Annotated in this window: 29 protein-coding genes and 1 pseudogene; all 30 read right to left on the reverse strand. The window is 48.1% G+C overall.

Annotated elements, in window-relative coordinates; all coding sequences use genetic code 11:
• Positions 1-151: 151 nt before the first annotated feature.
• Positions 152-745, reverse strand: a pseudogene (locus ACESZH_RS21860) (response regulator); the annotation flags it as partial.
• Positions 746-887: 142 nt separating this feature from the next.
• On the reverse strand, positions 888-3,098 hold the full coding sequence (locus tag ACESZH_RS21865; protein WP_373219115.1) for an SGNH/GDSL hydrolase family protein: 2,211 nt from the start codon (positions 3,096-3,098) through the stop codon (positions 888-890).
• A 9-nt stretch (positions 3,099-3,107) separates the two neighbouring features.
• A complete protein-coding gene (locus ACESZH_RS21870) occupies positions 3,108-3,488 on the reverse strand; it encodes a hypothetical protein (protein ID WP_373219116.1) in 381 nt (126 codons plus the stop codon).
• Positions 3,485-4,135, reverse strand: a complete 651-nt coding sequence (locus ACESZH_RS21875) for a hypothetical protein (RefSeq protein WP_373219117.1) — start codon at positions 4,133-4,135, stop codon at positions 3,485-3,487. The genes ACESZH_RS21870 and ACESZH_RS21875 overlap by 4 nt, the downstream gene beginning before the upstream one ends.
• A gap of 15 nt (positions 4,136-4,150) precedes the next feature.
• On the reverse strand, positions 4,151-5,281 hold the full coding sequence (locus ACESZH_RS21880; protein WP_373219118.1) for a baseplate J/gp47 family protein: 1,131 nt from the start codon (positions 5,279-5,281) through the stop codon (positions 4,151-4,153).
• Positions 5,278-5,694 carry a DUF2634 domain-containing protein gene (locus tag ACESZH_RS21885; RefSeq protein ID WP_373219119.1) on the reverse strand — a complete coding sequence of 139 codons (417 nt, stop codon included), beginning with the start codon at positions 5,692-5,694 and terminating at the stop codon, positions 5,278-5,280. The genes ACESZH_RS21880 and ACESZH_RS21885 overlap by 4 nt, the downstream gene beginning before the upstream one ends.
• Complete coding sequence (locus ACESZH_RS21890; protein WP_373219120.1) at positions 5,691-5,987, reverse strand: hypothetical protein; 297 nt, start codon at positions 5,985-5,987, stop codon at positions 5,691-5,693. The genes ACESZH_RS21885 and ACESZH_RS21890 overlap by 4 nt, the downstream gene beginning before the upstream one ends.
• Positions 5,984-6,733 carry a hypothetical protein gene (locus ACESZH_RS21895; RefSeq protein WP_373219121.1) on the reverse strand — a complete coding sequence of 250 codons (750 nt, stop codon included), beginning with the start codon at positions 6,731-6,733 and terminating at the stop codon, positions 5,984-5,986. The genes ACESZH_RS21890 and ACESZH_RS21895 overlap by 4 nt, the downstream gene beginning before the upstream one ends.
• Positions 6,734-6,739: 6 nt before the next feature.
• The gene (locus ACESZH_RS21900) at positions 6,740-7,333 is read right to left on the reverse strand and encodes a hypothetical protein (protein ID WP_373219122.1); all 594 of its coding nucleotides are present in this window, start codon (positions 7,331-7,333) and stop codon (positions 6,740-6,742) included.
• A 14-nt stretch (positions 7,334-7,347) separates the two neighbouring features.
• A complete protein-coding gene (locus tag ACESZH_RS21905; RefSeq protein ID WP_373219123.1) occupies positions 7,348-11,103 on the reverse strand; it encodes a phage tail tape measure protein in 3,756 nt (1,251 codons plus the stop codon).
• Between the two features lie 86 nt (positions 11,104-11,189).
• Complete coding sequence (locus tag ACESZH_RS21910) at positions 11,190-11,360, reverse strand: hypothetical protein (protein WP_373219124.1); 171 nt, start codon at positions 11,358-11,360, stop codon at positions 11,190-11,192.
• A gap of 59 nt (positions 11,361-11,419) precedes the next feature.
• Positions 11,420-11,860, reverse strand: coding sequence for a hypothetical protein (locus ACESZH_RS21915; protein ID WP_373219125.1), 441 nt, complete (start codon positions 11,858-11,860; stop codon positions 11,420-11,422).
• A 33-nt stretch (positions 11,861-11,893) separates the two neighbouring features.
• Positions 11,894-12,343, reverse strand: a complete 450-nt coding sequence (locus tag ACESZH_RS21920) for a hypothetical protein (RefSeq protein WP_373219126.1) — start codon at positions 12,341-12,343, stop codon at positions 11,894-11,896.
• A gap of 17 nt (positions 12,344-12,360) precedes the next feature.
• The gene (locus ACESZH_RS21925; protein WP_373219128.1) at positions 12,361-13,779 is read right to left on the reverse strand and encodes a DUF2586 family protein; all 1,419 of its coding nucleotides are present in this window, start codon (positions 13,777-13,779) and stop codon (positions 12,361-12,363) included.
• The gene (locus tag ACESZH_RS21930) at positions 13,779-13,958 is read right to left on the reverse strand and encodes a hypothetical protein (RefSeq protein WP_373219129.1); all 180 of its coding nucleotides are present in this window, start codon (positions 13,956-13,958) and stop codon (positions 13,779-13,781) included. The genes ACESZH_RS21925 and ACESZH_RS21930 overlap by 1 nt, the downstream gene beginning before the upstream one ends.
• Positions 13,945-14,454: an SON protein gene (locus ACESZH_RS21935; RefSeq protein WP_373219131.1), complete on the reverse strand. Its 510-nt coding sequence runs from the start codon at positions 14,452-14,454 to the stop codon at positions 13,945-13,947. The genes ACESZH_RS21930 and ACESZH_RS21935 overlap by 14 nt, the downstream gene beginning before the upstream one ends.
• Entirely contained in the window at positions 14,451-14,945 is a 495-nt protein-coding gene (locus tag ACESZH_RS21940) for a phage virion morphogenesis protein (protein WP_342982208.1), read from the reverse strand. The genes ACESZH_RS21935 and ACESZH_RS21940 overlap by 4 nt, the downstream gene beginning before the upstream one ends.
• 6 nt (positions 14,946-14,951) lie before the next feature.
• Positions 14,952-15,419: a gp436 family protein gene (locus tag ACESZH_RS21945; protein ID WP_173770739.1), complete on the reverse strand. Its 468-nt coding sequence runs from the start codon at positions 15,417-15,419 to the stop codon at positions 14,952-14,954.
• Positions 15,419-16,318 carry a Mu-like prophage major head subunit gpT family protein gene (locus tag ACESZH_RS21950; RefSeq protein ID WP_373219133.1) on the reverse strand — a complete coding sequence of 300 codons (900 nt, stop codon included), beginning with the start codon at positions 16,316-16,318 and terminating at the stop codon, positions 15,419-15,421. Before ACESZH_RS21950 ends, ACESZH_RS21945 begins: the two co-directional genes overlap by 1 nt.
• A 14-nt stretch (positions 16,319-16,332) precedes the next feature.
• A complete protein-coding gene (locus ACESZH_RS21955) occupies positions 16,333-16,716 on the reverse strand; it encodes a hypothetical protein (protein WP_173770741.1) in 384 nt (127 codons plus the stop codon).
• Positions 16,713-17,780 (reverse strand): phage protease, encoded by a 1,068-nt coding sequence (locus ACESZH_RS21960; RefSeq protein ID WP_373219134.1) that lies wholly within the window; start codon positions 17,778-17,780, stop codon positions 16,713-16,715. Before ACESZH_RS21960 ends, ACESZH_RS21955 begins: the two co-directional genes overlap by 4 nt.
• 65 nt (positions 17,781-17,845) lie before the next feature.
• On the reverse strand, positions 17,846-18,577 hold the full coding sequence (locus ACESZH_RS21965; protein WP_373219135.1) for a phage minor head protein: 732 nt from the start codon (positions 18,575-18,577) through the stop codon (positions 17,846-17,848).
• A complete protein-coding gene (locus tag ACESZH_RS21970) occupies positions 18,574-20,181 on the reverse strand; it encodes a DUF935 domain-containing protein (RefSeq protein ID WP_373219136.1) in 1,608 nt (535 codons plus the stop codon). The genes ACESZH_RS21965 and ACESZH_RS21970 overlap by 4 nt, the downstream gene beginning before the upstream one ends.
• Before the next feature lie 2 nt (positions 20,182-20,183).
• Positions 20,184-21,944: a phage terminase large subunit gene (terL, locus tag ACESZH_RS21975; protein ID WP_373219137.1), complete on the reverse strand. Its 1,761-nt coding sequence runs from the start codon at positions 21,942-21,944 to the stop codon at positions 20,184-20,186.
• On the reverse strand, positions 21,937-22,500 hold the full coding sequence (locus ACESZH_RS21980) for a phage protein Gp27 family protein (RefSeq protein WP_237925406.1): 564 nt from the start codon (positions 22,498-22,500) through the stop codon (positions 21,937-21,939). Before ACESZH_RS21980 ends, terL begins: the two co-directional genes overlap by 8 nt.
• Position 22,501: 1 nt before the next feature.
• On the reverse strand, positions 22,502-22,792 hold the full coding sequence (locus ACESZH_RS21985) for a hypothetical protein (protein ID WP_330592653.1): 291 nt from the start codon (positions 22,790-22,792) through the stop codon (positions 22,502-22,504).
• Positions 22,779-23,186, reverse strand: a complete 408-nt coding sequence (locus ACESZH_RS21990; protein ID WP_237925408.1) for a hypothetical protein — start codon at positions 23,184-23,186, stop codon at positions 22,779-22,781. The genes ACESZH_RS21985 and ACESZH_RS21990 overlap by 14 nt, the downstream gene beginning before the upstream one ends.
• Positions 23,187-23,195: 9 nt before the next feature.
• Positions 23,196-23,537: a hypothetical protein gene (locus tag ACESZH_RS21995; RefSeq protein ID WP_237925409.1), complete on the reverse strand. Its 342-nt coding sequence runs from the start codon at positions 23,535-23,537 to the stop codon at positions 23,196-23,198.
• A gap of 103 nt (positions 23,538-23,640) precedes the next feature.
• Positions 23,641-23,973 (reverse strand): Mor transcription activator family protein, encoded by a 333-nt coding sequence (locus ACESZH_RS22000; protein WP_173770749.1) that lies wholly within the window; start codon positions 23,971-23,973, stop codon positions 23,641-23,643.
• A 3-nt stretch (positions 23,974-23,976) separates the two neighbouring features.
• Complete coding sequence (locus ACESZH_RS22005; RefSeq protein ID WP_373219138.1) at positions 23,977-25,425, reverse strand: glucosaminidase domain-containing protein; 1,449 nt, start codon at positions 25,423-25,425, stop codon at positions 23,977-23,979.
• Positions 25,426-25,462 lie beyond the last annotated feature (37 nt).

Raw genomic sequence — 25,462 nt, forward strand, 5'->3', positions numbered from 1 at the left:
GACAGCAAAACCTTACATATCTATTTCTTATCAGAAAGATTCACTTTCCAAAGACACAAGATTTTTTACAGCCTCAAAAGAAAGATTCCGCGAAGAATCTTTCTTTTTTTCTGTTTCCTGTTAGCGCTGTCTTTTCCGATCAACGCGCCGTTTATCGTACCGCTCCGATCCACTTATCCAATGCTGCCACCAGTTTCGGAAGTTCTATTGGCTTTGCAACGTGATCATCCATTCCCGATAGGGTTGCCTTCTGAATATCATCCGAAAACGCATCCGCGCTCATTGCCACAATGGGGATCTTCCTCAGGATATCCATCAGCACCATATCGTAATAATTTTCCGGTTTGCTGAGAAGGGCATCCACTGCCTGTTTTCCGTCTCGCGCCTTTTCCACCTGGATTCCCACATATGACAGCAGCTCCTCTGCAATTTCGATGTTCAGATCGTTGTCCTCCACAAGCAAAATTCGTTTACCACTGTAATCCGACTGCACAAACTCCTCAATATCCGATGCTTCCTCGTCATTCTGGTGTGCAATCACGGATTTCAGTACATAAAGCAGCCGGGATTTGAACAGAGGCTTGGCAATAAACGCATTCACTCCGGCTTCTCTTGCCTCCTGTTCAATAGAAGACCAGTCATAGGCAGAAAGAATAATGATCGGAACATCATTTCCCAGTCTCCTCCGTATCTCCCTTGTCGTTTCCACTCCGCATTTTCCGGGCATCTTCCAGTCAAGAATGACGACGGCAAATGTAGCCGCTCAAAATTTGCGTCAAAACTTCTCATTTTTCTTGTCAAAAATTCTGCAAATATTTCCCGTTTTAACCACAAAAACAGAGAGAATAAATCTCCCTGTTTTGTCATTTATCTTTAATATTAGTTAATTACTTATCACCACTGATTTCTCCATCAATATTACCTGCGTTCCTTCCGTGTTGCATAATCTCAGGCACATCAATGATGATTCTTTGTGCAATTGCTTTTGCTCCGATTTCATTAGGATGAATACCATCAGAATTTAGATAACCGTCCCACCAAGTACCATTTTCATCAACGCCTACTGCCTTATAAGCATCAACATAACGCTTACCACTTGCTAATACTATATCATTTACAGCTTTATTTTCTGCAAGCCTTGCACTCACACAAGGTACTTTATACAGAACGAGTTCTGCATCTATACCATCGCATAATCCAGTAATAGTAGTGAGATTTGAGGCGTACACACTTCCACTATCATTCATTCCTTCGCAACAAATAATCATCTTAGGACTTCCGCCAAGCTCAATCAGTTTCTGCAATTCTGAAATCATTGAACTTGTTCCAATTCCTGCCATACCATCTACAAGAATCCCATCTGTATATCCAAGGTTTTTCAGCTGTCCAATTACTCTGTTTGATGCTACACCAAAATAACTGTCTCCAAAAATCCAAATAGGACATTTTGCATCTAGTGAAATAGCAGAAAGTTTTACATCTGTCATATCCTGTTCACCAATAACAAATGGTGTCCCATTTTGTTCAAACTTCCATGGAATATTTAATGTAGCGCTTCCACCGTTTGTGCTAAGAGTTACGTTACATACGCCATTATTGTCGATATATAAAGATACTGATAATGCATCACTAATTGTCAAGCCATGCTCTACAATGCTAATTGTAGAAGTGGATAATTCATAATGGCTATATACAACATTTGTATTATCAATTTCTAACCAATCTCCACGATAACTCTGATATCCTTTTCCAACGCTGACTTTTGTAAAGGTATCAAAACTCATATCAGCTGTAATAGAAATTCCTTTTTTCAAGTGCTGAGGAAATTTTGTAATTTTTAATGCTGTGTTGGCTTCCAAAGTATCATCACTTACTGATAAGCCATTAGTACCTTTTAACGCTTCAACTTTTGAATTAGATGCAGAAAGATAAGGTGTAATAAATTCCTTTCTCAAAATCTTTTCACCATAATCAAAGAATCTGAATGGCGATATTGAAGTAGGAAATACCATTGTATTTTCGAGATTTCCACTACTTATTGCATATCTAAAATACTTAGCATTAACAAATGTTGGTGTTTCAGCAAGCACTTCTTTAGTAAAATCTACCATATAAATATCTACTAAATCTCTATCGGCATACCATACAGTTCTTGCTTGTACTTTATTAAGTAGATTATCATAAATCGTTAATGGTTCGGAAGGTAACTCTATCCAATCTGTGGTATCGTAATTAGGATTAACACTATATCCGTAATATCCTTTATTGATTATTTCGGGATTCATGAGATTATACAGGTATGTTTCAAAATCTTTTCTTACATCTTTTTCAATCACTTTGTTGTCATAATAAAAATTAGTTATATTTGAATTATCAAAAGGCAAATAATTAACCTGCTTTGCGTTAGATACTTCATATAACATCATATTTGTATTGTGGCTTTCGCAAAGTCTGATATATCCATCTAAAGTTGAAGTAAATACTTTATATCCAGGTTCTAAACTGGTTAAGGTTGGCTTTTCTACATAAGCTTTATTGATATCGTATAGTGCTAAATGAGTTGCATTTGCTTTAAATGCATACATATGGTCTTTTTTGATTTCAATAAAATCAGTAGCATTATATGAAGTATTTTCTATCATCTTACCACTTAATGAATCAACAAAATAACCCTTACTTATTGTCTCGATATTAACTCTGTTATAACTACTAACAACAGCAAAGCCTACTTCTTTTAAGTCATCTAAAGCCTCATTTATCGAAGCAGTTGCATCCTCTGCTGCCTGCTTCGTGTTCTTGATCTGCTCCCTCACTGCATCACCAGCAGTCTCGTAGGTCTTTCCATCAGCTCCGACACGGATGTCTGATAGCTCTGCATCGCCTGTTGTGCTTCCTGCTTGCAGTTTGGTGAAATTATCAATTCTTCCCAAAGCCGTAGCTACATTCTCTTCATTTGACAATGCTTTCTTCAGCAGGTACGCATCGTTGCATAACAATTTGTCAATTATTTTGTTTACAAAGGCAGCTTCCACCCGATCCTTCTTTTGGATCTCCTCCATTGTTTTTGTATAAACTTCATTAACAATATGTTGACTCATACTACCACCTCAATTCATTACAGCAATCAGGAAGGTCATTTCCATCCCTGGTTTCTTTTCTCTGGTTTCAAAAACTTTCATAGCTACCAGATCTCCGTCCTCATCAAATAATGCTGCTTCATTGATCTGATCATCTACAAGCTCATCTATTTTAACTGTATAACTGTAGTTAATTCTCGTATCACTATCACGATCGACTACTTCAATTTCTTTTTTTAATAATTCGTTGTGCAAAGATGTTTCTGTTCCAAGCAGTTCAATGATTTCTCCATCTTCATTCACTGCCCCATTTCCTAATGCCATATACTTTATTGTTGGCATTGTCTTTTCAGATGACTCACATACATCCGTAAGTTTCTTCCTGTATGACTCTGATATAATATACCTCATAAAAAGATTTCCTCGCTTTCCCCTGGTTGAAATTCACGAGATCCATCAAAGCTATACGTCCCATCAAAGAAACAGATATCCTGATCTACCGTCAACTTAGCACCAGCATCATGATCCAGCGCGCACTCTGTAGTACATATATATCGGTAATTATCTTTTGATTCTGAGCATTTTACATCTCTGACATTTTTCCGTAAAACATTGAAATCCACATCAAGAGTTTCATCGAGTAAATCATACACAAACAGGTAAAATTCTGCCCACCGGTCAGAGTCCCCAGTTACATCTGGAAGCCAGTGACATTCTGCTTTTTTTATTCCTGTTGCCTTCGCTGCTAATACTACGCCTTCTTTTGTTCCTCCAAGATGCTCTATTTCATCGGCCATGGCTATCCTGCTACGGTACTCTTCGTTTTTTTCATTTTTATACTGCGTCAGATCTCTGTCCTCACCATAAAATAAAAGCAGTTCGTCTCTACAGGTCGCAACGGTCGTATCATCCACAGCTCTTAACAAATCTTTTTTTACTTCATCAAACCACAGACCTATGACTTTACAAAAAATATACCATTGATTGATACTCTTTTTGAGCTGCTTAAATGGTGCAGGCAACAGATAGTAAATATAATCAGCGAATTTCTGAAACATCTTACATTCTCCCTTTTACAAATTCATGGCTGTAACGTTGATATCACCAGCGATAAGGACAGTTCCTTTTCCAACTGTTATATCATTCTCTGGAGAGATTATTTTACATTTTCTACACTTTGGAATATGGGTTTTAATCTGAGTAATGATATCATCCAGATACAGCACATCCAGTTTTTCACGCTCTTCAATACCCATCAGCTTACTTACAATATTTTTTGCACGCTCGGCATATCCATCTGTGCTTATATCCGTATCAAAATATAATTCGATTTCAAATTTAACAGCCTGAACCGTGGCGCTTTTTACAAGATAGTCTCCATAGGACCCTGTCAGAGGCTTAATCGCCTCACGAACAGCCGCAAGGGTATGCTCGCCTACACTTCCCTGTGTTCCAACAACTATTACATCTACAGTACCCTGTCCTCGTGGGTGCTGGCTATCAACATCTGACAGAAACACACCCGGCACTGCATCAACCACACTTTTGATCTTTCTATCTATAGTTTGTACCGCGTTCTCAGCTCTGCTGTTCAAACAACGCTTTCTTAATGATTCTATTGTTTCCTCATCTGTTCCCTCAACAGACAGCCACCCTTCGTCATTCGTTATATCTGTGCATCCATTGATATGAATAAGACTTTCCTGAATGCTCCCTGCTGGGAGATTATAAGAGCTTCCAGATTCTTCGGCCTGAACATACACAGAGCATTTTTTCTCACCTGCTGGAAGTATCGTATCTTCCATAGTGTAATACTTCATATAATTACCATAAGAATCCGCTTTTGATTTGAACATATGCCCTTTTTTTACTATATATAGAGAATTGTAGGGATCTCGTGTAATTGTGATGAGCCCCTCCGCTTTGATTCCTTCTTTTCTTGTTTTACCATAATCCGCAGCACGGACTTCTACCCATTCGTCTGGACAGTGTTTCAAAAACGCGGAGTTAATCAGCTGTACCGCCAGCTGCTTTAGTTCGATTCCAACACGAACCGATACTCTCAGGAGATTGTAGAATATACCACCCTTTGAAAAGTTCGTAACGACAAATCCTTCTGTCGAAAGTTCCGCTATCAGCTTTTCCATTTCTTCCTCTTCATCCGGAACTTGCACCAGCTTTTCCATTACTGATTCATCTATCATTCTATATACACCCCCGTTTCATCCACATTGACCTCTATACTATTTTCTTTATCATCTGATGTATTAAACGATACGATTGCTCGTATTCGTCCTTTATTCTCCACAACGACCTCGGCCTTTATGCTGCTTTCATCTATATCTTCCCGTTTAGAAAGCTTCTCTATAATTCTCGCCTGTATCTCACCTAAAATATCGTCTTCCCCATTTAAAAACTCTAGGAGGCCATATCCATATGCCTCTTTTCCTTCTTCATCCTCATAGATCAATTCCCCCTCTTCTGTGAGCATTTCACAACGGATATCCTGTAACAAGCATTCTTTTCCACTTACAATCTGCGGTATTCCTGCTTCAACTACCGGCTGTCCATATTCATCCAGCATAATATCTGTATCTTCAATCCCAGCAAGTCTCATATAACCACGCTTCCCATTATGTACAGTTTTTTTCTTTTATCTAAAAAAGCTACTGCTATATTGTTTCCAACTTCATATTTTACGTTTGACCACACATTTGGAATTTCTGGATACTCAGGGTCTTCTTCTCCATCAGGATCCAGAATGCAAACCGTATATATATACCCTTCTTTCACAGAAGCAGCAGCAACTACCCGTCCCACTGCCGTGGAAGGTCGTAAAACATATGGGTATTTGTTTTTCAATACTTCTTCTACAATATTTTTGACAAATGTTTTTAGATCCGCCATCATTCTGTCCCTATAAATTGAATATACATATCTACCTTTCCCCTGGATTTAGATTTAATGACACATTTCTTTATTCGTGCCAGACCATAAAATTGGCTGTCCGTAACCAGTATGGTATGTCCAATCCGGATCCAAGGAACCGCTACAATTTCAGCAGTCCAGGTATTTCCGTTTTGTTCCAGTTCCAAAATATTATTTTCATCCAGTTCATAAATCTCGTTCTGCTCCGGTTCACAATCCCAGTAAAATGTGCTTTCATGGAATCCAAAGAAAACATCAATATTCCAATACTGCTGTAGTTCCTGTATAGCCTGTAAAGCACTCATAGCCGGAACAGTAAATATACTTTTTCTTTCATAATTCTTCTTTGACAGCTGATACTGGGAGATACCACACTGTGTAAGAATATATCTCACTACTTCCTGCGGATAACAATTTAAAAATGTTCCCTGTACAACTGTAGATTCCAGCTGGACCGTCTCATCTTTCACCAGGATAGATTCAGTTCCATCCATGTGATAACCATGTCCTTCCAGAATCGTGCTATAATCATATTCACATCCTATCTCCACAATTACATCGGTTATATCAGCCCCATCCAAAGCCTCAGCGGCTTCTCCATACGGTGTCAAGATGCAACGGTTGATATGCTCGTCTTCAGCCCCCTGATAATCCCAAAAAAATCCAGATTCAATCTGTATATCATTAAACGTAACCTTTATATCAGGAGAGGATAATTTTTTATACATAAATCATCACTTCTTTACCACTTTTTTAGCTTTTTTCTTTGCAATCGATGCTGATCGGGTATCTTTGGCAGGAGATTTTGAGGTTTTTTTGGTAGTTTTCTTTTTCACGGCAGCTGCCTTCTTTGCTGCCGCTTTCTTTTTCGCCGCAGCCAGCTCCTTCGCCTGTTGGCTTTTGGTTTTTACAACATTGATGCCAGATAAAACTGTACCTACAAACGTCAGGGTTCCTGTATAATAGCTGTCCCCCTCTTCTATGTTTTCATGTGTATCAAAACCATTGAAATATACTTCCGTTATTCCCCTGGCATTTATCTGTTCTTCGTAAATCTTATATTTTTTCTGTTTTGTCTGCTTGGTTCCCTTAAACAATTTCTGAATATATCTCAGCATATTATTCCTGTCGTAATTGCTGCTTTCTTCAAAAATCATCGTGATCCTTATCTCAGGTGCTTCATAGCCTTTGGGATTATTTGCTTTTGTACCGTTCTTTTTACTTTTCTTTTCGTCCAGGATTCCAGATTCCGTTACAGAAACACTCTGGATCTGGCCGGGAATATATTTCCCGGCAACTTTAAGGTTTTTTTCCTGTACATATATCATACTTTTTTCCTCCTTTAAGTAGTTGCCGGGATATCCCCTTCAATTTCATCAATCAGCTTCTGAAGTTTTTTAAAGCTATCTATATCATCCATATCCACGTTAATATACAGTTTCTGAATGACCGTAGTTTTCTTTGACTGTGTTTCAGAACTTGTCCTGGACTTAAATGTCTTTTCTGTTTCTTCTTTTTTCTTCCGGATCACCGTACTTTTTTCATATCCAGTCTTATTTTCTTCTGTCGTCTGGCTCTTTTTTTGAGCCATAGTCGAAAAAATACCTGTGATAATATTCTGCATCCTGGTCCATAAGCTGTCTAACGGAACGATTGCTTCCTCACCAGCTTCTCCTCCAACCATTGGGTTCAAGCCGTTCATGCCGAACACGGTCGGTTTCTTCAAGAGCGCGCCTTTCGCATAGTAGCTGACTGAGAAGTTCGGGACGGAAGCTGTTGCTTTCCCACTTCCTACTGTTAAGTAGGATACATTTACATGTGGCAAGGACGGTCTTGGAACCGTGATACGGATATTCTCGAACGCAGCTTTAATCTGGTGTGCAATACCAGAAGCTGTGCTTACTGCACTGGATCCGGCAGAACTGATTCCTGAAGCTACATCAGACATCATCTGTCTGCCTAACTGATTTGCTGAAGATACTGCGTCCTGGAAGGCATTCATAGCATCCATTCCCGCTTTCTGGGCAGCTGAAGTTGTGTCCCCTGTTCCGGATGTAATTCCGAAAGTGATGTCTTGGATCAGGTTCGCTCCCGCGGTTCCCGCTCCACTAGTATCAGTACTAAAGGCACTCATGATCTCCTGCCCTGCACTCTGGGCGGCTGCTTCTGCTCCGGCTGTTCCGGATGTGATTCCATCCGTTACGCTCTGCATCAGGTTCGCTCCTGCGGATCCCGCTCCGCTGGTGTCAATACTAAAGGCGCTCATAATCTCCTGGCCTGCGTTCTGGGCTGCCACCTGGGCGTTTCCTGCGTTCGCTGTGATACCGCTGGTTACACTCTCGATCAGGCTTGTCCCCGCTGTTCCCGCTCCACTGGTATCAATGTTGAAGGAACTCATGATCTCCTGGCCTGCGTTCTGGGCTGCCGCCTGGGCTTCTGGTGTTCCTGTATTGATGCCATCCGTCACGCTTTGCATCAGGTTTGTTCCTGCGGATCCTGCTCCAGTAGTATCAAGGTTGAAGTTGTCCAGGATGCTCTGTCCCGCGTTCTGGGCTTCTGTCTGTGCTGTTGGTGTTCCTGCGGTGATTCCGTCCGCCAGGGCCTGCATGGACTCTGTTCCCTTCTGCTGTAAGCTGTCAGGGTTGATGTCAAGTGTGAAAAGTGCCTGGTTTGCGTTGTCTACTGCTGTCTCCACCTTTGGAATGTCGTTCTCGATCGCCGCCGCTGTTCCTGCCACTGGTGTTGTATCTGGAGCATCATCCTCTCCGAACAGCCAGCCTGTAAAGTCGTCCCATAGTCCCTTGGCCGTATCTACCAGGTCAGAAAAGCCGCTCACAAACCCGTCTTTGATGCTGTTTACCAGGTTAGACCCTACATCCAGCCAGTCGATCGACGTTACGGCGTCTACAACTCCAGAGAATAATTCCGGAATCATGCCGATCAGGGTCGGGATAGCTGAGATTAGACCGGACAGGAGCATTAAAATGATCTGAATGCCGGATATAATCAGAGACGGCAGTCCGGAGGCTATCGCCTGAAGGACCAGGGGAATTAGTTGAAGAGCCTGTGCCAGGAGCTGAGGGAGCCCCGTTGCAATTCCCTGTGCCAGCATCCCCAGGATCTGAAGACCGGCTGAAATCACAGATGGCAGGTTCTGAATGATGCCTGTCAAGATCATCTGGATCAGCGAAATGCCAGCCGATAAAAGTGCCGGAAGCCCTGTCACAATACCCTGCACCAGCATACTCAGGATCTGAAGACCAGCTGACAGGATAGTTGGAAGATACTGTATAATTCCAGTTAAGAGTGACTGAATCAGCTGTACCCCGGCCGATAAGATCACCGGCAGCAACGTTGTGATCCCTGTGTACAGTGACTGGATGATAGTCTCCCCAGCCTGCAAGATTGACGGAACCGCCTGCAAAATTCCGGACAGTAATGTCAGAAGCAGGGAAAGTCCGACGCTTAACAAAGTCGGTGCTATCGTCTGGATTCCCGTGATCAGGGACTCCAGCATGGACACGCCGCCCGATATGAGGGACGGAAGCCCGGAGGCTATGCCAGACACAATCTGAAGCACCAGGTTGATACCAAACTGTAGGAACTCCGGAAGCTTCTGTGCTATGGCTGTGGCTGCGGTTCCTACAAACCCGCCTACCTTGCCGAAGATATTGCTGAAGGTTGCACCCAGCTGTTCCACATCTCCGCCACACGCCTTGAATATGGCTATCAACGCCACGATCAGCCCTATCACCCACGTTATGGGTGACGATAGAAGTGCGCTATTGAACAGTCCACTGGCCTTGCTCGCCAAGGTCGTGACTGTCTTCAGCGACGTCATAGCCTTACCTAGTGTTCCGACGACAGTAGTCACTACCCCGGCCACGATCAGGAACACTCCCAGGATCGCAACGATCCTCATAATGGTCGCGACGGTCTCCTGGTTATTGGAAACCCAGTCCGATCCCTTCTGAACCAGTCCGATTATAGCCTCCAGCCCGGTGTTGACTGCTGGAAGGAGTCCCTGTCCCAGTTCTTCCGTCACGTTGTGCATCTGCTGTCTTAATACTTGGAACTTCTGTGCGGGCGTGTCTTTGATCGCTTCCGCCATCTTTTTCGTGGTCTCCACACCTCCATCCATAGAACTCTGAAGGTCGTCGATGCCAGTCTTCAGCTGGTCTGTATTGTTATACAGCAGGTCGATGAGGGCGATCGCTTCGTCCGTTCCAAATGCGTCTTTTAACTGTTTCTTTTCTACTGCGTCAATCGTGTCGCCGTACTTCCCGTGTAACTGCTCCAGGATGTCCGGCATGGACAAAAGCTGGTTGTTTGCATCCAGAAAGTTAAGCCCCAGTTTTTCGCCAGCCGACGCCGCAGTGTTCAAAAATGACTTGTATTTTGTACCGGCTTCCGTTCCGCTCATGGTCGCCTGCAACTGTCCCAGGATGGCAAGCTGTTCCTCCATCGGGACGTTGGCGTTCGTCGCGGAAGCTCCCAGCATCTTGATGGCTCCCGCCATCTCGGTACCGCTGGTCTTGTAATTCTTAACAGCCGTGGCAATTCCGGCGGAGAACATTTCTCCAAACTCCATGTCGCTGAGGTCAGAATAATAGTTCTTGTAAATGCCGTAACCGGTAGCGAACAAAGAAGTCATGTCCGCGGTGGTTGCCTTGGTCGCTTTTGCTGTTAATCCGGCAAGCTCTGTGTACTGGGCCACGCCTTCATCTGTTAGAGACGCAATACCGGACTTGATATCATAAGAGGCGGATATGAAATCCGACTTCGTAGTTCCCGCCCATGTGTCTGAGAAGTTCTTTGCAGCCTTTTCCAGGGCTCCAAGATCTTCGACTCCAAGACTGGCAACCTCGGCCAGTGCGTCCTGGGTGTCAAATGTCGCTGTCACAGTACCCATGCAGGCTCCGACGATGGCGGTACCCATTCCGGTCATTGCCACGCCATCCTTCTGCATTGTCCCGAAGGCGTCATTCATTTTCTGCACCGCAGACGGTACCCCGTCAGCAGCTCCCTGGACTTTGCTGGTCATGTTATCAACCATATCCAGTACAAGAGATACACGGAATACTGAGTCCATACCCATGTTCACTCACCTCTTGCAATTCTTTCGTTATTCGTTTATAATCGCTTTAGGCAGAGGGCTGTGTGAATTTTCATGCAGCTCCTTTTTTATTCTTCGGAGAAGGCTTTTACCACTCCCATCTGTATATCTCCCTGTACCATCTCCCGGCAGATCTTAGCTTTTGCAAAGAGCCGGTATAGCTCCGTGATCGGAACCATCTCCCAGTCCACGGGAACCATCTGAGGAGGCAGATACCGGCAGATTGTCAGGACAGCCATATCAAAAAAGCTGTCCCGGATCTCCTGTTCTGCCTCTTCTATCTGTTCATCGGCAGATCTTACAGTCTCCGTACTCTGGTTGTCTTCGATAAACCCAGCATATAGAGCAACTTCTCACCCAAGCTGATTCCAAGTGCCGGGAACTTGCTCAGTTTATCGTCCAGGTCTATACGCTGCTCCGGATGGATGTTATCCAGGCAGAAGGCTTTCATGGCCTTACTGGAAGAGCTGCTGGCTGTCTTGGCGTAACGGTCATAGCTCGCGCTGGAAGGCTCTCTGAACAGAAAGTTCAGTTCCTCTTCCATCTCATCATCCTGGGACAGGCTGGTCGATACTACATATCCATGTTTTCCTTCGCAGAATTTTTCAAAAGCCTTACTATCTTCAGATAAAGGCTTCTGAAGTTCCGGTTCTGCTACTGTAGGGGCAACTACTGGTCTTTCCTGTTCTTCGTGCGCACTCAGGGCTTCCACATTTCTTGCATCTGCATCGTAATACATGTTTTATTCCTCCTGTTTTGACATTTAATCTGATCAGCCGGTGATTCCGTTGATCGCAATTCCTCCGACTGCAACGCCTTCAAGTTCTACAGTCAGGCTACTGTCTCCTGCTGCGGCTTTTAAGCTACGTTTGGAGAATGTAACATTTGTGAGAGTGTCTGTACTGGTATCACAGCCTTCGTCTGCATAGGATGCAGTAATTTTCGGGACAACAACATCATAAAACCCTTTTTTCTTATATGATGTTTTTACAGAATCCATGAAGGTATCGAAGTCTTCCCTCATCAAAGTAATTTTTACGCTGTTCTTAGCCTGTCCAGTCCCGAACCCTCGAATACGTCCACCTTTTCCATAGATCAGGGTTTTTTCTTTCTCATCATCATAGCTGATTTCAGTCGGTTCAATTCCACTGCAGCCGCTGAATCCGATGGTTACGGAAGACCAGTCATAGACTTTGCCGTTTACAATCTGTTTTCTTGCCACGTCTTTCTCCTTCCTGTCTACGCAATTGCATTGACTACATACATGTCTAACTTCAATTCTCTGGTGTAACCACGCGGTACGCACTGGATACGAACCGGAAGTTTTTTATCCTTGCCGCTGTTTACCATGTCCGTAAGGATGGTCACGCGACCGTCACTGATAATACGGTCTGTGTTTTTGGCATTATCAATCGGAACATTCAGATCTTCCTGTACCTGTGCATAATAAACATTAGCATCATTCTGATCAAAGTCTTCATTCTGATGAAGAAGGGCTCTCTTGTACACATCTCGTGCCAGGCGGTACATCACGCGGACATCCTCGATGTTCGCGTAGTCGCTGGAAGCCGGTGCTGTCATGTTGGTAGCTGCCACATAGTAGCCTTCCAGCCCTTCGTATTTACGCAGGAAGATATATCTCGCAGCATCCAGCTGTTCGATGTAGTCCTCAATTCCTTCCGGTAAGAGCTTCACAATCTTGCCCTCAGCGTAGCTGATTCCATCTGTACCAGTGTAAGCCACAGAGGTGCTTTCCTTGATGGCTGCCAGACTTCCGGTGAGTATACCTGCAAAATTGATGTCCTGCTCACGTCCGTCCATGCGGATGTATCTGATCCACTGGGACACAACCCCCACATGACGCCCCTTCACACTTTTTGCGTCCGGAGCGATTGCTTCGGCGTAGGCAGCTGCATTCTCTGCTTCAGAAGGTCCTCTCTGCTCGCAGATGAAAAAGATCGGTTTGCCCGCCTGTGTCTCCATTGCAGCTCCAAGGCTTTCCAGGGATCCCCACAGTGCCGCGGTGCTGGTACCTACTATGTGGATCAGTTCCACTGTCACCATGTAGCTGCGGAACTTCTTCACGGCATCCAGGATGTCCCCATTATTCGCCGCCGGGGCGGTCGCCTCGAAGGTATAGGTATCACCGGCAACGAACTGGTTTCCTTCAGAAGCTGTGAAGGCCAGTGTCACGCCTGTGTTTGGTACGGTAATAGTACCGGACAGTGGAATGGTCTGCTCGTCTCCCCAGCTCTGACCGCCGTTTTCACTGATCACGCAGGTGGCTGCGTTAGTCAGTCCGGAAGTCTCGATCTGTACGATCAGGGTGAAGTCATTTGTCGGGTTTCCGGATGCCTCAATGGTTCCCTTTCCAGTTCCCTGGTGGTCTGCATTTGAGATCTTGCCGTGTGTGGTCTCTTTCACCGGCAGGGCGTAGATTGTAGACGCCCCATTCTCCACGGAGTCGATGCAAGCGTCTGCAAGCGGGCTGTTTCCCAGTTTCTCGCGGATCATCTCTGCATCCATGTCCCCAGTGATCACGATAGGACTCGCACTCTCCACAGGGCTGACGCCGACCTTGCCGAAGATCCCAGTTCCGGTTCCGCTTCCTGCTCCGCCGTTGCTGTCATGTAAATTCAGTTCAACGTTTGATAACATTATTTCCTCCCATCTGCCGGTCCGTCAGTAAACAGCTTCACGGCTTCATCATATTCGCTTTCGCTTACGCTCTTTCCGCAGCCCCAGCCCTCCAGGATCATAGTCCCCTTCAGAATCTCACCTGCGGTATTCTTTTCTTTCGCCCATTCTTCAATGGTCTTCATTTCATTGCTGTCCATCTTCATCCTTTCCCGTGGTCAGTTCCATCTCCGTGCCTTCCGGGCTGGTCCATGCTGCCACGTCTTTATAGATTCCATATTTGCATACAACTTTTATCTGGACGGCCATCTTAGCCTTCATCACACAATCGTCTTCATCTACCCAGTCAGTCTCCTGTGGAGTGACATCCACCCAGTTCCCGCCATCATCGTAGAAGCCTCTTTCCAGGTTTGAGAGGAATCCCTCCAGGAGCTCCTCCAGCTTTTCCTCGTCCGCTGCGGCCAGGACCACATTGTAGGCAGTTTCGCAGGTGTACAGTTTCCGCCGTATGAGGGATGCACCCTGCTGGTCTTTGAATGTATTTTTAGATGTCGCTCGTACTGGTGTGTCGCTGATCCGCAGAATCGCGCCGTATTGTGTGCCCGCAGCGTGTTTCAGCTGCTTCAGGCTGGTGTATATGCTCTTTGTCAGGCCTCCAGCTTTCAGCGCAGCCTCCAGAAATGCCTTTTTCGTCATGCTTCTGACAACGCCTCCTCTACAAGACTCTTGATCTCCTGTCTGTCTTCATCCGATATGCCCAGGAATGGGCGTGCCGGTATGTTGACAGTAACCTGTTTCTTGCGGATCGTGCGCCCGTGGTACTCAAAAGCAAGATAGGGCTTATTCTTCGCCCTGATCACCCGTCCGGAAGCTCCGAACTGGTGGGTGGCTGCATATACCAGGTTTGTGCCGACTTCGGCACCTTCTTCGGTTGCCCTGGCGTTGATGGAGCTTTTCAGCTGTCCGGTCATTGTCAGGGTCAGTCCGCCTTTTTCCGATGCCCGGATGGACTTATTCCATGCAGCCCCTTCCGGGCTCTTTTCGCCTTCAAACCTTTCAATCGTCCCGCTCCGCAAAGCCTCCGCGATCGCATTGTTGATCCCGGTTTTGTCGATGGCACTCAGCCGGGACAGCTTCTCCGCAAGCTCTGGGAGTTCTCCTTCCATGCTGGCTCTAATTGATGACATGTGTGGTTAATATCCTTTCATGGTCTCCCTGGAAAACAGCCGTTCATTTGCCTGGTACCGGAAGCCGTCGTTCGCTGTGGCTGTTCCGGATCCGTCTGCTGTATCCTGCCCGGTATCAATGTTCGCCAGGCCTTTGGCTACATTCGTCAGGAACGTGATAGCGTTCTTGTAACGGATGTATATGGTGTTCTCCCTGTCGTCTTCATCTATTCCGGTCCTGCTTGCCAGATTGTAGACAGCGATATCCTTCGCCAGTTTGCTGACGATCGGCGGCACCGGCTCCAGAAACGGAACCTTGTACCGCTTGGATACCCAGCCGTCGATCTCGGCACAGGCGTCAGAGATGGCTTCCTCGGTGCAGGCAGTGATCTTCTCTGTTCTTTCCTGTTCATCCTCGATCAGATCCGATCCCAGGATTGCGTCAATCATATCGTCCCGGATCTTTCCGAGAACTTCGGCCGTGGTGCAGTACATCAGCCTAAACCGGATGTTTTTCCGGTGCTGCCATATGCCATCTGCCAGAAGCCAAAGCCTGCATTGTCGCGGCAGTCACAGCCGTACAGGTATTCCTTCTGTAAAAACACATTCAGATCAGTGTCCTTTGTGAGCATGTCGAACTTGATTTTCTTGCGGATCTGGAGAATGATCGGCTTCAGGAACTTCTTAGTACACAGGAGAAACCATGCGTCCTCATTGTCTCCAGACAGCTCAGTGGCAACCTTGATCTTTGCCAGGTTCTGGGTGATGTTGGTAGTGCCGTCAATCAGGGAAGCTTCCAGGATCTTCTTGGCTACCATCTCGTTTTTCGGAGAAACGACCAGAAGATCCGGCACCAGCTTCAGCGGTTTGTTCTTGTCGCCGGTAATGCTCATCATGGCCTGTCTGGCAGCCAGGAAGCTCTCAGTGCTCAGTGCTGCTGTAGAAGTGTTTGAGAAAGTCTTGTCGCCGGATACATGATCCGCAGCGAAGAAAGTCTTTTCGTCGTAGCATTTTTCGGTAAATCCTTTTGTCAGCATTTCAAAAACCAGGTCATTGTAATGCTCTCCGGCTTCCTGTCCCATCATGCTGAACATCGGGGTATAGATGCCATACTGGTCGTCCTCGATAGCATCTCTATTGATGCCGATAGTTCGCTCGAAGCTCTTATTCTTGATTGTGTATCCGTACTCACTGATGTGCTGGACTTCTCTGTCTCCGATCCACTCCTTCATTCCGGGGATCTGTCCAAGCCATGCGTAGTCGTTTGCGGCAGTGCTGGAAGAGGTCACGGTTGCAATATCCTTGTAGTCTGGGCTCACCTCTGACAGTGCCTTGTTAAATGCTGCGGAATAGCCTGTGGTCAGGCCGTGCAGGTTAGACTGGCTAATAATCATCTTCTATGTCCTCCTTATTTCATCTCGACGGTAACGCCGTCCGGATCCACCGCGATAATGGTACCGGCTGCACTCGCCCCGGTGGAAGTGATTGTCACAGTATCAGCTCCTGCGATATAGCAGGTCTTCAGAAGGTCTGTGCTCTTGATGCTTCCGTCGTTGTTCCACACGAAGGTTCCGCGCTGTACTCTGACATTCACTGCTCCGGCAGCTCCGCCGGTATTGTCAGCACCTACTACGACCATTCCAGCTTTCACAAGTCCTTCCGCTTTCTTTCCGGTTACTGCATAGCCGGACGCGTTGATAGCCGCGATCGTGCATTCCTTCATGTTTTCCCCGGCGGCCACCGGGATATTCAATGTGGTACTTCCCAGCACCTGGTTCCCTGTTCTTTTCACAGTGTTACCTCCTTATTCCCATACTTTTTCGCGTCTTCCGCGCTGATTCCCAGATTCTTCAGAATCGCCATTGTGTTGGTATCCAGCTTCTCACCTTCCGGGGCGTCCTTCAGTCCGATCTCGCCCATCGGTACCGCCGGTCCCGCCAGCTCCAGGAACTTCTTGAAGCCTTCCGCGTCTTTTAATGCGTAAGATCTCGCCCATTCCTTCTGTGCCGCTGTGATCTTGCCGTCCTTCAGTGCAGTCTGTACCAGATTCTCAGTTTCTCGCTTCTTCGCAGCCTCTTCCAGCTGCTGGACACGGAGGGCAAGCTGCTGGTCTCCATTATTCTTCAGTCCTACGATCTTAGCACTCACTTCTGCTGTTGAAGCTGTATCCGGAAGGTCTAAAAGTCCCAGGATAGTGCTGTTCGCTACAACCTCGGCAGGCGGATCCGCCGGAGGTGCTTCCGGTTCCTTGGCTGCTTCCGCTGCTTTTTTTACAGCTTTCAGGATGTCTTCCTCGGTGGCGTCTTCCGCCAGCCCTAAAACCTCGATCAGTTTCTTCAGATCCATTGTGTTTTCTCCTTTCGTCAGCCCGTTGTCCTTGCACATGGCAGGCATTCCGTCGATAGCCGGGCTGTTGGTTAATGCTACCGACGAGACAGCGGATACTCGTCTGTCTTTCCGTACCATGATGGTCGGGGACAGGTAACGGTATTCCCTGTTTTTCAAGTATTCCTTCGCTTTTGGTGTCCACTGGACCTTTCCGATGATGGCATCTGCACCTTTTCTCAGTTCGGTGATCCATCCGCTGGCTGGTGCCTGGACATTCAGCAAGGTCTGGTGTTCATAATCCACCACCAAGTCGATCCTGCGGTCCTTGAAGGACTTCAGGATCATGTCTACGCTTGCATCATCTACCAGGAAGGTCCCTTTTGTGGACTTCACCTCTCCAAGAGGGAGTATCTTGATCTCTTCCGGGGCTCCGGAGAGGTCGATTGTGCCCGCCTGAAGGGCTATCAAAGTTTCCATTGTCTCTCTCACCTCTTCTGTACCGTCTGTAATAGCGTTATAACGCGTCATAACGCTATTTTCTTTGCAAACTGGAGCAATTCCCCACCTGTTACAGAAAATGGGTTAAAAATCGCTCAGATTGATTCCTGCTTTCTTTCCCGGAAAATCTTCCGGAGGGGCTTGTCTATGTTTGACAGGTCTGGCTTATAAGTCGTCTTTGCCGGGTTATTGGAAAATCCCTTGTCTGGGTTGATCATAAGGATCTCGCCGGTGTCATAGTCCACAGTCCTGGGAGGGTTCTGCCTTACCTCCAGCCCCATCTGCTCCACCTGTCTCTTTGACAAGCTCCTTACCATGCACCGGCACCGGAACCCGTTAGGTGGGTACCAGATGTCCCACACGGGATCATCCGCCCTGTACACGGCGTCGTGCATGATGGCGTGGCTCTCACGGACTTTTCCGTCCGCTGCTGTCTTGTACTGCCAGTAGGGGCGGAGCCGCAGGGTCTCCGGAGATGTCATGCTCTTGTAGTGACCGGCATTGTACGCGGTCTGGATGTTCGTCCTAAAGATCGTGTCACTCTTCCATGGGTTCATGGCTTCGTATCCGCGATCCGCCAGAAAAGCGTTCATCTCCTTCATGAAATCGTCCTTTGTCTTCCCCTGCTCCACTGCATCCGCAAGCGCGTCGGAGAACTCCTGGAGGACTTCCAGTGCCGTGTACCCGGATACGGTGAAGGCTTTTGCCCTTGCCTCATCATCCAGCTTCATGTACACATCTTTAGGGAGTGCCTTTCTTCCCCTCAGGAATTTGACAGCTTTTTTGAAAATAAAATCTTTAAAACTTCCATACAAGGCTTCGCTCATTCCTGTGTCCTCCCGATCACACTGGACAGGTAGATGGTCTGATGGAGGAGGTCTTCCAGCTCCGGGGACTCCATATCCTCGTACAGGGCTTTCAGTTTCTCCTCATCCTTCAGGAACTCCTGCAAATCTCCCAGATCCCCGTCAAAGTGTTCCACAAAGGTCTTCAAAGGCTTTACCATCTGTTCCATCAGTCTGGCTGCCAGCTGGTTAGACAGATCCGTCATGTCATCCAGCTGGATCTGCTCCGGCGTCAATGCTTCAGAATCATCCTTCAGCTGCTCCGGATCCACGCCATCATCCTGGCTGCCATCAAGCAGGTGGGTCCTTGCCACCATGTTTGGCTGGAGGGTTTCTTCCCCCTCTTCCGGCTCTGGAATTGAGAATCTTTTGTACACATGTGACGCCGGGACCTTTAGCCCCATGTCGCACACCAGTGTGCGGTACATGTCCACCGTTTCCCGCTGGTCTTCCTCCTCGTCGGAGTTAAACCGGATAAACGGAACGTTTGCATCTGCCCCGAAGTTGTACTCCACAAGTGGGCGGATGATGTCCCGGCGGATGGTGGCTGCCAAAGCCTTGGCATCTGCCGCAGTTAGGTCATGGCGGACTTCGTTGTGGGTCTTGGACTGTGCATAGCTTCCACCGCCGCTGTCTGAGGTCAGTGTCTGTCCCAGGATTGCCTTGCTGATCTGCTCGTCGCAGTACCTCGCGAGCTGTTCGTAGATGTCTGCACTGGTGGTCTTGTTTGCTTCCTTGAACTCGATCATGGTAGTCTCCGGTATGATGCCAGCTGCATCAGATCCGATCCTTACGATCGCATCCAGAAGCTCCTGTTTGTCCGCTTCGCTTGCTCCCGGATCGTACTTGCCGATCCGCAGGGGCATTCCGTAGACTTCACAGAAGGAAACCCAGTCCTTTACCGTGTAGTTCTTAAACAGGTACATCCAGGACACGATACGCATGATCCCCGCCCTGGACGGGTGGCCACTCTTGGCCTTGTATCTGTGAACCACGAATTTGTTTTTCGGCAGGTGTATGCCGTTCGGGAACTGCTCGGTGCAGACCAGCATGTCGTCTGTCTCCCAGTCCCACACCAGCTTTTTCTGATGTACATACCGAATATCCTCGATCACATCGAAGCCGTCTGAGTCCACGTCCCAGATGATCTCCATGATGCTCACGCCCTTCCCGATCGCGTCCAGCAGGTCAGTCAGGATGTCGTCCAGGTTCTCGATGCCAAGGAGCTGGTCCTTGATCCACTCTGCTATTGCCTTATCCTGTTCGTCGTCCGGTGAAAAGGGCTGCACCTCCCACTCCAGTCCCGTCACAGCCAGTTTCCTGGTCTGCATCTGGGAGAACAGGTGGGCGTCCTTCTCCTCCATCTCCTCGAACAGCTCCATCTGACTGCGGACGTTTCCTTCGTCTGCATCTCTGAGTATGGAAGCCAGCTTCACCGGGTTCAGTCCCCGGCTCGGATAGTCAGAGTAACGGTCATTGATCTCACCGGCGGCAATGGTCATGTCAACCGGCCTCAATATCCCGGTGTCTTTTTCCGGGTCGAAAGCTTCTTTCCTGCCTTTCTTTCCCTTCTTCTTTTTTGACATAATCAGTACGCTCCTTTTTCAAACTGTACCCTTCTTTTTTCTGCGGTCCGGTACTCTCCCGCCCCACTGCTCCCCCTCGCCTTGATGGATGTGTCAACTGCCATCTTTAACGCGTCGGGTCCATCGTCGTTCTTTCCCATTGGAAACTCCTTCAGCTGCTGGAGCAGTGTCTTGTGTTTCCGCGAGAATTTGAGGTAGTGGTTCTTGATCATTGGCTGAAGGGACTCGATCCTCATGATCTTGTTGGAGTTGGACTGGATCTCCTCGATCGGGAGGTAAACGCCTTCCTGTGCCGATTTCTGTGCCAGGACTTCCTTGAAGTACCATTGGAACTGTACAGTCTCAACGCCGAACTTCCGGAAGCTCCGGCCGTAGTCCTTTTTGTATCTCCGACTCATGTCGATGGCATCGTCAATGATCACATCCGGATGGCGTTTCTCGATCGACGCATCCACCACATACATGTAGCCGGTTTTCATGTCTGTTGCCAGGCCTATGATGGCACTGGTATCGCTCTTTTTGTTCTTTCCCAGGGACGGATCATTTGACCCGACAAAGTAGAAACGTGGATCACTGAAGTCAATCGGCTCATCGTCGTAGAAATCGAACCATTCTTCATTGAATGTCGCATTGTCCGGATCGACCGGGTCGTTCTGAAGCTCGGAGTTAAAGGAAGCATCTCCCTCGGACACCTTCATCTTCATAAGCTTGTAGTAGGACAGCTTTTCCTCCCACAGGACTTCTGTGCCTTTCAGCATCTCCGCTTTGTGTTCCTCGAAGAACTCGTCTGCGTGTTCCTCATGCAACTCGTCAAAAAGGTTGATAAAAAGCTCTTCCCACTGTTCCCACAGCTGCGTGTTATCCGCATAGGATATGACAGCCCGGTATTTCCTGCTCTTGAACTCCGGGTTCTTCAGGGTGTTGGACAAAAGGGAGTCATAATGCAGGATGGTTCCCACATACATGATGTCTGTGTAGGTGTCCCCCGCCTTCATCACGGCCTTGTTGAACCAGTTCAGGAGCTTCTTCCTCTGTTCCGGTGTGTTGACGTTCTCATCGTTCTCGATATCGTCCAGGACAATAAGGTCGGGACGCCAGCTCCGGTTTTTCCTTCCTCGAAGTTTCTTTCCGGATCCCACTGCATCCACCTTGACGCCATTGGTCGTTTTGATCGTGCCGCTCTTCCAGGTGTCTTCTCCCTTCATGCAGCCGAAGTCCTCGATGATGTCAGCATTGTCTTCCAGTTCATCCTTGATGTCTTCCAGGAATGCCTCCGCCTGGTCGGATGAGTCAGACAGGATGATCAGATAGTGCTTGTATGCGTACAGGATGGCGTGAAGGGAATCCTTGAACGTGAAGTTCGTAGACTTCGCGTGTCCACGGGGAGCTGCTATTGCTCTCTTGGATCCGTCTGCCCTGGAGATCTTCTTGGCATCCATTAAAGGGTTCATTCCCTTCAGAACGCCCGACTCCCAGATGGCATCCAGCTCCGCATGGAACTCTGGGGACTTCCTCACAAAATAGTGAGACAGATACGCCCTGCCGAAGTAGGACAGATCCACGGCAGCCAGCTTCTTCCTGAGCCCTTTCGGACCGGTCAGCTTCTCGCCACGGTCAAACTGTTCCTTTAAATCCTTCCGGTAAGCAGTTTCCTCCCGAAGGACATATTCCCGGAACAGCTCTTCCTGGTTGGTATGCCACTCTCTTTCCTGTTGTTCCTCACCATCGTCCAGCTGTGTCAGCCAGTGGTCAAAATCAATCATCCTGCATCATCCTGTCTTTCGCCTCCTGTAGGATCGTGCGGAGCTGTGCTGCCGCTTCCGGATCCTGCCGGATCAGTTTCATGATCCTGTCTTCCATCTCGGAGAAGGCAAGATCCGCTTTTTTCTGCATGTCCTGTTTCACGCGGTCCTTGTAGACCTTCGTCCTGGACAGGCTCGTCAGGAGCCGTCCTGCTTTCTCCAGTGGCAGAGCATCGAACTCTTCTTCCGCTGTGGCCAGCTTGTTGATCAATCCGTCCATCAGCAGCCTTAGGCCTGCCTCTGTATAGTCGGCGTCCGGGTTCTTCTGGACTACCTTGACCAGCTGCTCTGTCTGTGCCTGGGCTTCCAGGAGTCTCTGGGTTGCGCTGGAAGTACGGAGGGCATAACGCCCGATACTGCTCTTCGACACCTCGTATCCCATATCCTTCAGCTTCAGGCTGATGGAAAGATAGGTGTTTGAGGTATCGACCAGCATCACATCCACCTGCTGGCGGATTTCTTCCGGCAGCTCATCCACTTTTCCGGATATCCTGGTCTTCTTTCTCTGTTTTCCCATACTAGATGTCCACCCCCGGATCCTCGATAGTAGCCTCCACCAGGTCAATGCCCTCTTTGGTCAGCTGTACCACCGCGTCGTTCCGGTAGGCTGTGTATGAGTTGATCTTCTTGTCTGTAAATCTGACGTATCCGGCAGATACCAGATAGTCCAGCAGTTTGGAGATATCCGGGGTGTAGATCCGCCCGTCGGACATCATTGCATTTGACAGACTGCGGACAGAGGCGGAGTAGTTGAATCCTCTTGCCAGGCTCCGCATAATGAACCCGCGGTTCGATTTATTCTGACTCACCTCTGTCCTCTCCAGGTCGTCCATTGCTCTTCACCTCCATCGTGATGTTGTTCGCTATGAGGAGCCGGTCGATCTTGCGGTCGATGTCACGGAAGTTGCCGTCCATCTTGTCCATTGCCCGGAAGTAGTCCTCCCGGAGCACGAACATGGTGGCAAAGTCCCCTCTGATGTCTGCCAGTTCCCTGTCCACCCTCTTGATCTCGTTCCTGCTTTCCTCTTCTACTGCATTTATACGTCTCTGTGTCTTTTCGTCGATCTCGGCCAGCTTCTTGTTCTGCTGTTCATTAGTTGCCTGGATGTTTGACAGGTAGCTCTTCAGGAACCAGACTATGATAGTCAATGCTCCTGAGATCACCACTGTCATCACATCGGAAAATGTGATTGTGTACCCCATATGAGTACCTTACGATTTCTTGATCATCCGGTTCCACAGTTCTGCGACACGTTCCCACCCGTCCATCGAGACAAGTGACACGATAAATGACGCGATAAACGACGCAAAGACCATGAACCAGTCAATCGGTACGCTGTAATAGACCGCCATTGCCGCCATTGCTGCCGGACAGAGGATCATGCTCGTCACGATCACTGTGATCTGTGTCGGAACACGCTTCTCCAGTCCCGGGATCTGTTTGAGTACCTGGGTCACTACGGACACCAGGAACGCCATAACCCCCACAAGCACGATCAGCTTGCTTGCCAGGGCGTACAGGGCGTCAATATTTACGCTGTTGATTAACTCCATAATTGCTCCTTTCCGGCTCTTCCATCGACAAAAAAATAAGAGCATAGCTGTAAGCTATGCTCTTATCCTATACTCTTATGAAATAACCTTTTAGGGTAAATATTTAAGTGCTTTTTTGCTCATTTTCCATGTCAAAAATGCTCATCTGTCCGATCATTGGCTCGTCCTTCAGGATGTTGCGGATCTGTACGGTGGTGAGGTTGTACTTCTCCGCAAGCTCCTTCAGATTGTAACCATTGTATTCCTTTTTGACCCGCCGGTTCCTGGCCGGTGCCACGATGTTCTCCGGCTTCGGGAAGTACAGCTCGTCACCGCAGGCGTAGATTGACAGTTCCACGAAGGCATCCACCCCGATGATGTCCACGATCGGGCGGTAGCGGTCGGCAATGTCTTCTTCTTTCGTCTCGTTGACAAGCTCCCTCATCAGTCGGTCCATCTGTCACACCTTCTTTACATAATCCAGGCAGATCCATCCGATTCCGGACTTCAGACGTCCCCATCCATTCTTTACTTCCACGATGGTATACTTCTTCTTTTCCCCGTCTTTTTCAGCAATGTGCCCGCTGGTGTCGTACTTCTTCGCCGGTCCCTTGCGGATCCACAGCCAGTCACAGGTCGTATTGATCAGGAACGGAACTTTCCATTCGTCTTCCGCCGCGGATGGCTTCGGTGTGGAGCCAGAGCCTGAGGCGTTGTACCTGGTCAGGTTCCATTTTTCGATGATGTTCACCAGTTTGGAGACGTACTTGGTGTCCGTCGCGTATCCGCCATCCTTGATGATCTGGGCTGCCTTCCTGTAGTCCTTCTCACCTGCCAGCCCTGCGTATCTCTGTTTCTTGCCGTTGGCCGCGTTCAGAAGGTACGCGGAGTGATCGGCAATGGATTCCTCGATACAGCCGTAGCGGCGGAAGTCCGACTTCTTCATGTACTGGTTGCCGTTTGCATCCTGTTCCGGTGACTCCTTGGTGTACTTGCTGGAGCCGTCCCAGGTGGTTCCCGGCCAGGTGTTGCCGGAGAGGCTGGTCTTCATGCCGTGAAGGTTGTTCCCCGCCTGTGCCAGGTCTGTCTGTCCGTAGCCGCTTTCCAGGATACCCTGTGCCAGGGATACGCAGGCCAGGATACCGCTGGTTTTCTCATCTGCGGTGTACAGCGGTCCGACCTTCTCAATCCATTCTTTCTCGCTCAGTCTCTTCAGTGCGGATGCCTGCAAGCCTTTCGCGTTGTTGGTGTAGATGCACTTCATGTCCGGATCAAAGACGCTGTATCCCGGTTTGGTCTTGCACACCGCCAGGGCTCCCGCCTTGGTTCCTGCGAAGAGCTGGCTCTTCTCATCGTCCTTGGTAAGGCGTACACGGTAATACTGTTCCGCCTTCGGCTGTGTAGCTGTGCTCTTCACTCCCAGACCGTCCAGGATGCCCTGCGCGATCGCCTGAGCAAAGTTTTCTTTGTGAGCTGTATAGAACTTCATATCATCCCCATCGTCGATAAAGGCAGTCTCCAGGAGAAAATACTTGGCTCCCTGCCCCTGTGCCCTGTTCAGGTTCAGAAGCCCGGTGCTGGTATCCAGAAGCCACTCCCTGAAGCCCAGAGCCACCACCCTGTCGATGATCGCCCTTGCAATAGAACGCCCTGCATTGTTCGGGTGGATGTAGCCGCCCACGCCTGTGAACTTGCCGTCCCCGTTCGGGTCTGCCTTGGCTTTCGCGTTGAAGTGGATCTCAACAGTCATGTCATAATCGGAGTAGGTCGGGACGTTGCCTCTCTTACTCTGAGCATAACAGTTTTTGTTCGTGTCGTACAATGTCACGCTCATGCGGCTGCCGATCGCGGTCTTCACCAGCTTCGCCAGCTGTCGCCCCGCAAAATAAAGTTCCTGTCTCTTGCACAAAAACAGCGAATTATTATATCAGTTCCATAATGATGTC

This window comes from Ruminococcus sp. 5_1_39BFAA, from assembly GCF_964240875.1.
Taxonomy (GTDB): Bacteria; Bacillota; Clostridia; order Lachnospirales; family Lachnospiraceae; genus Blautia_A.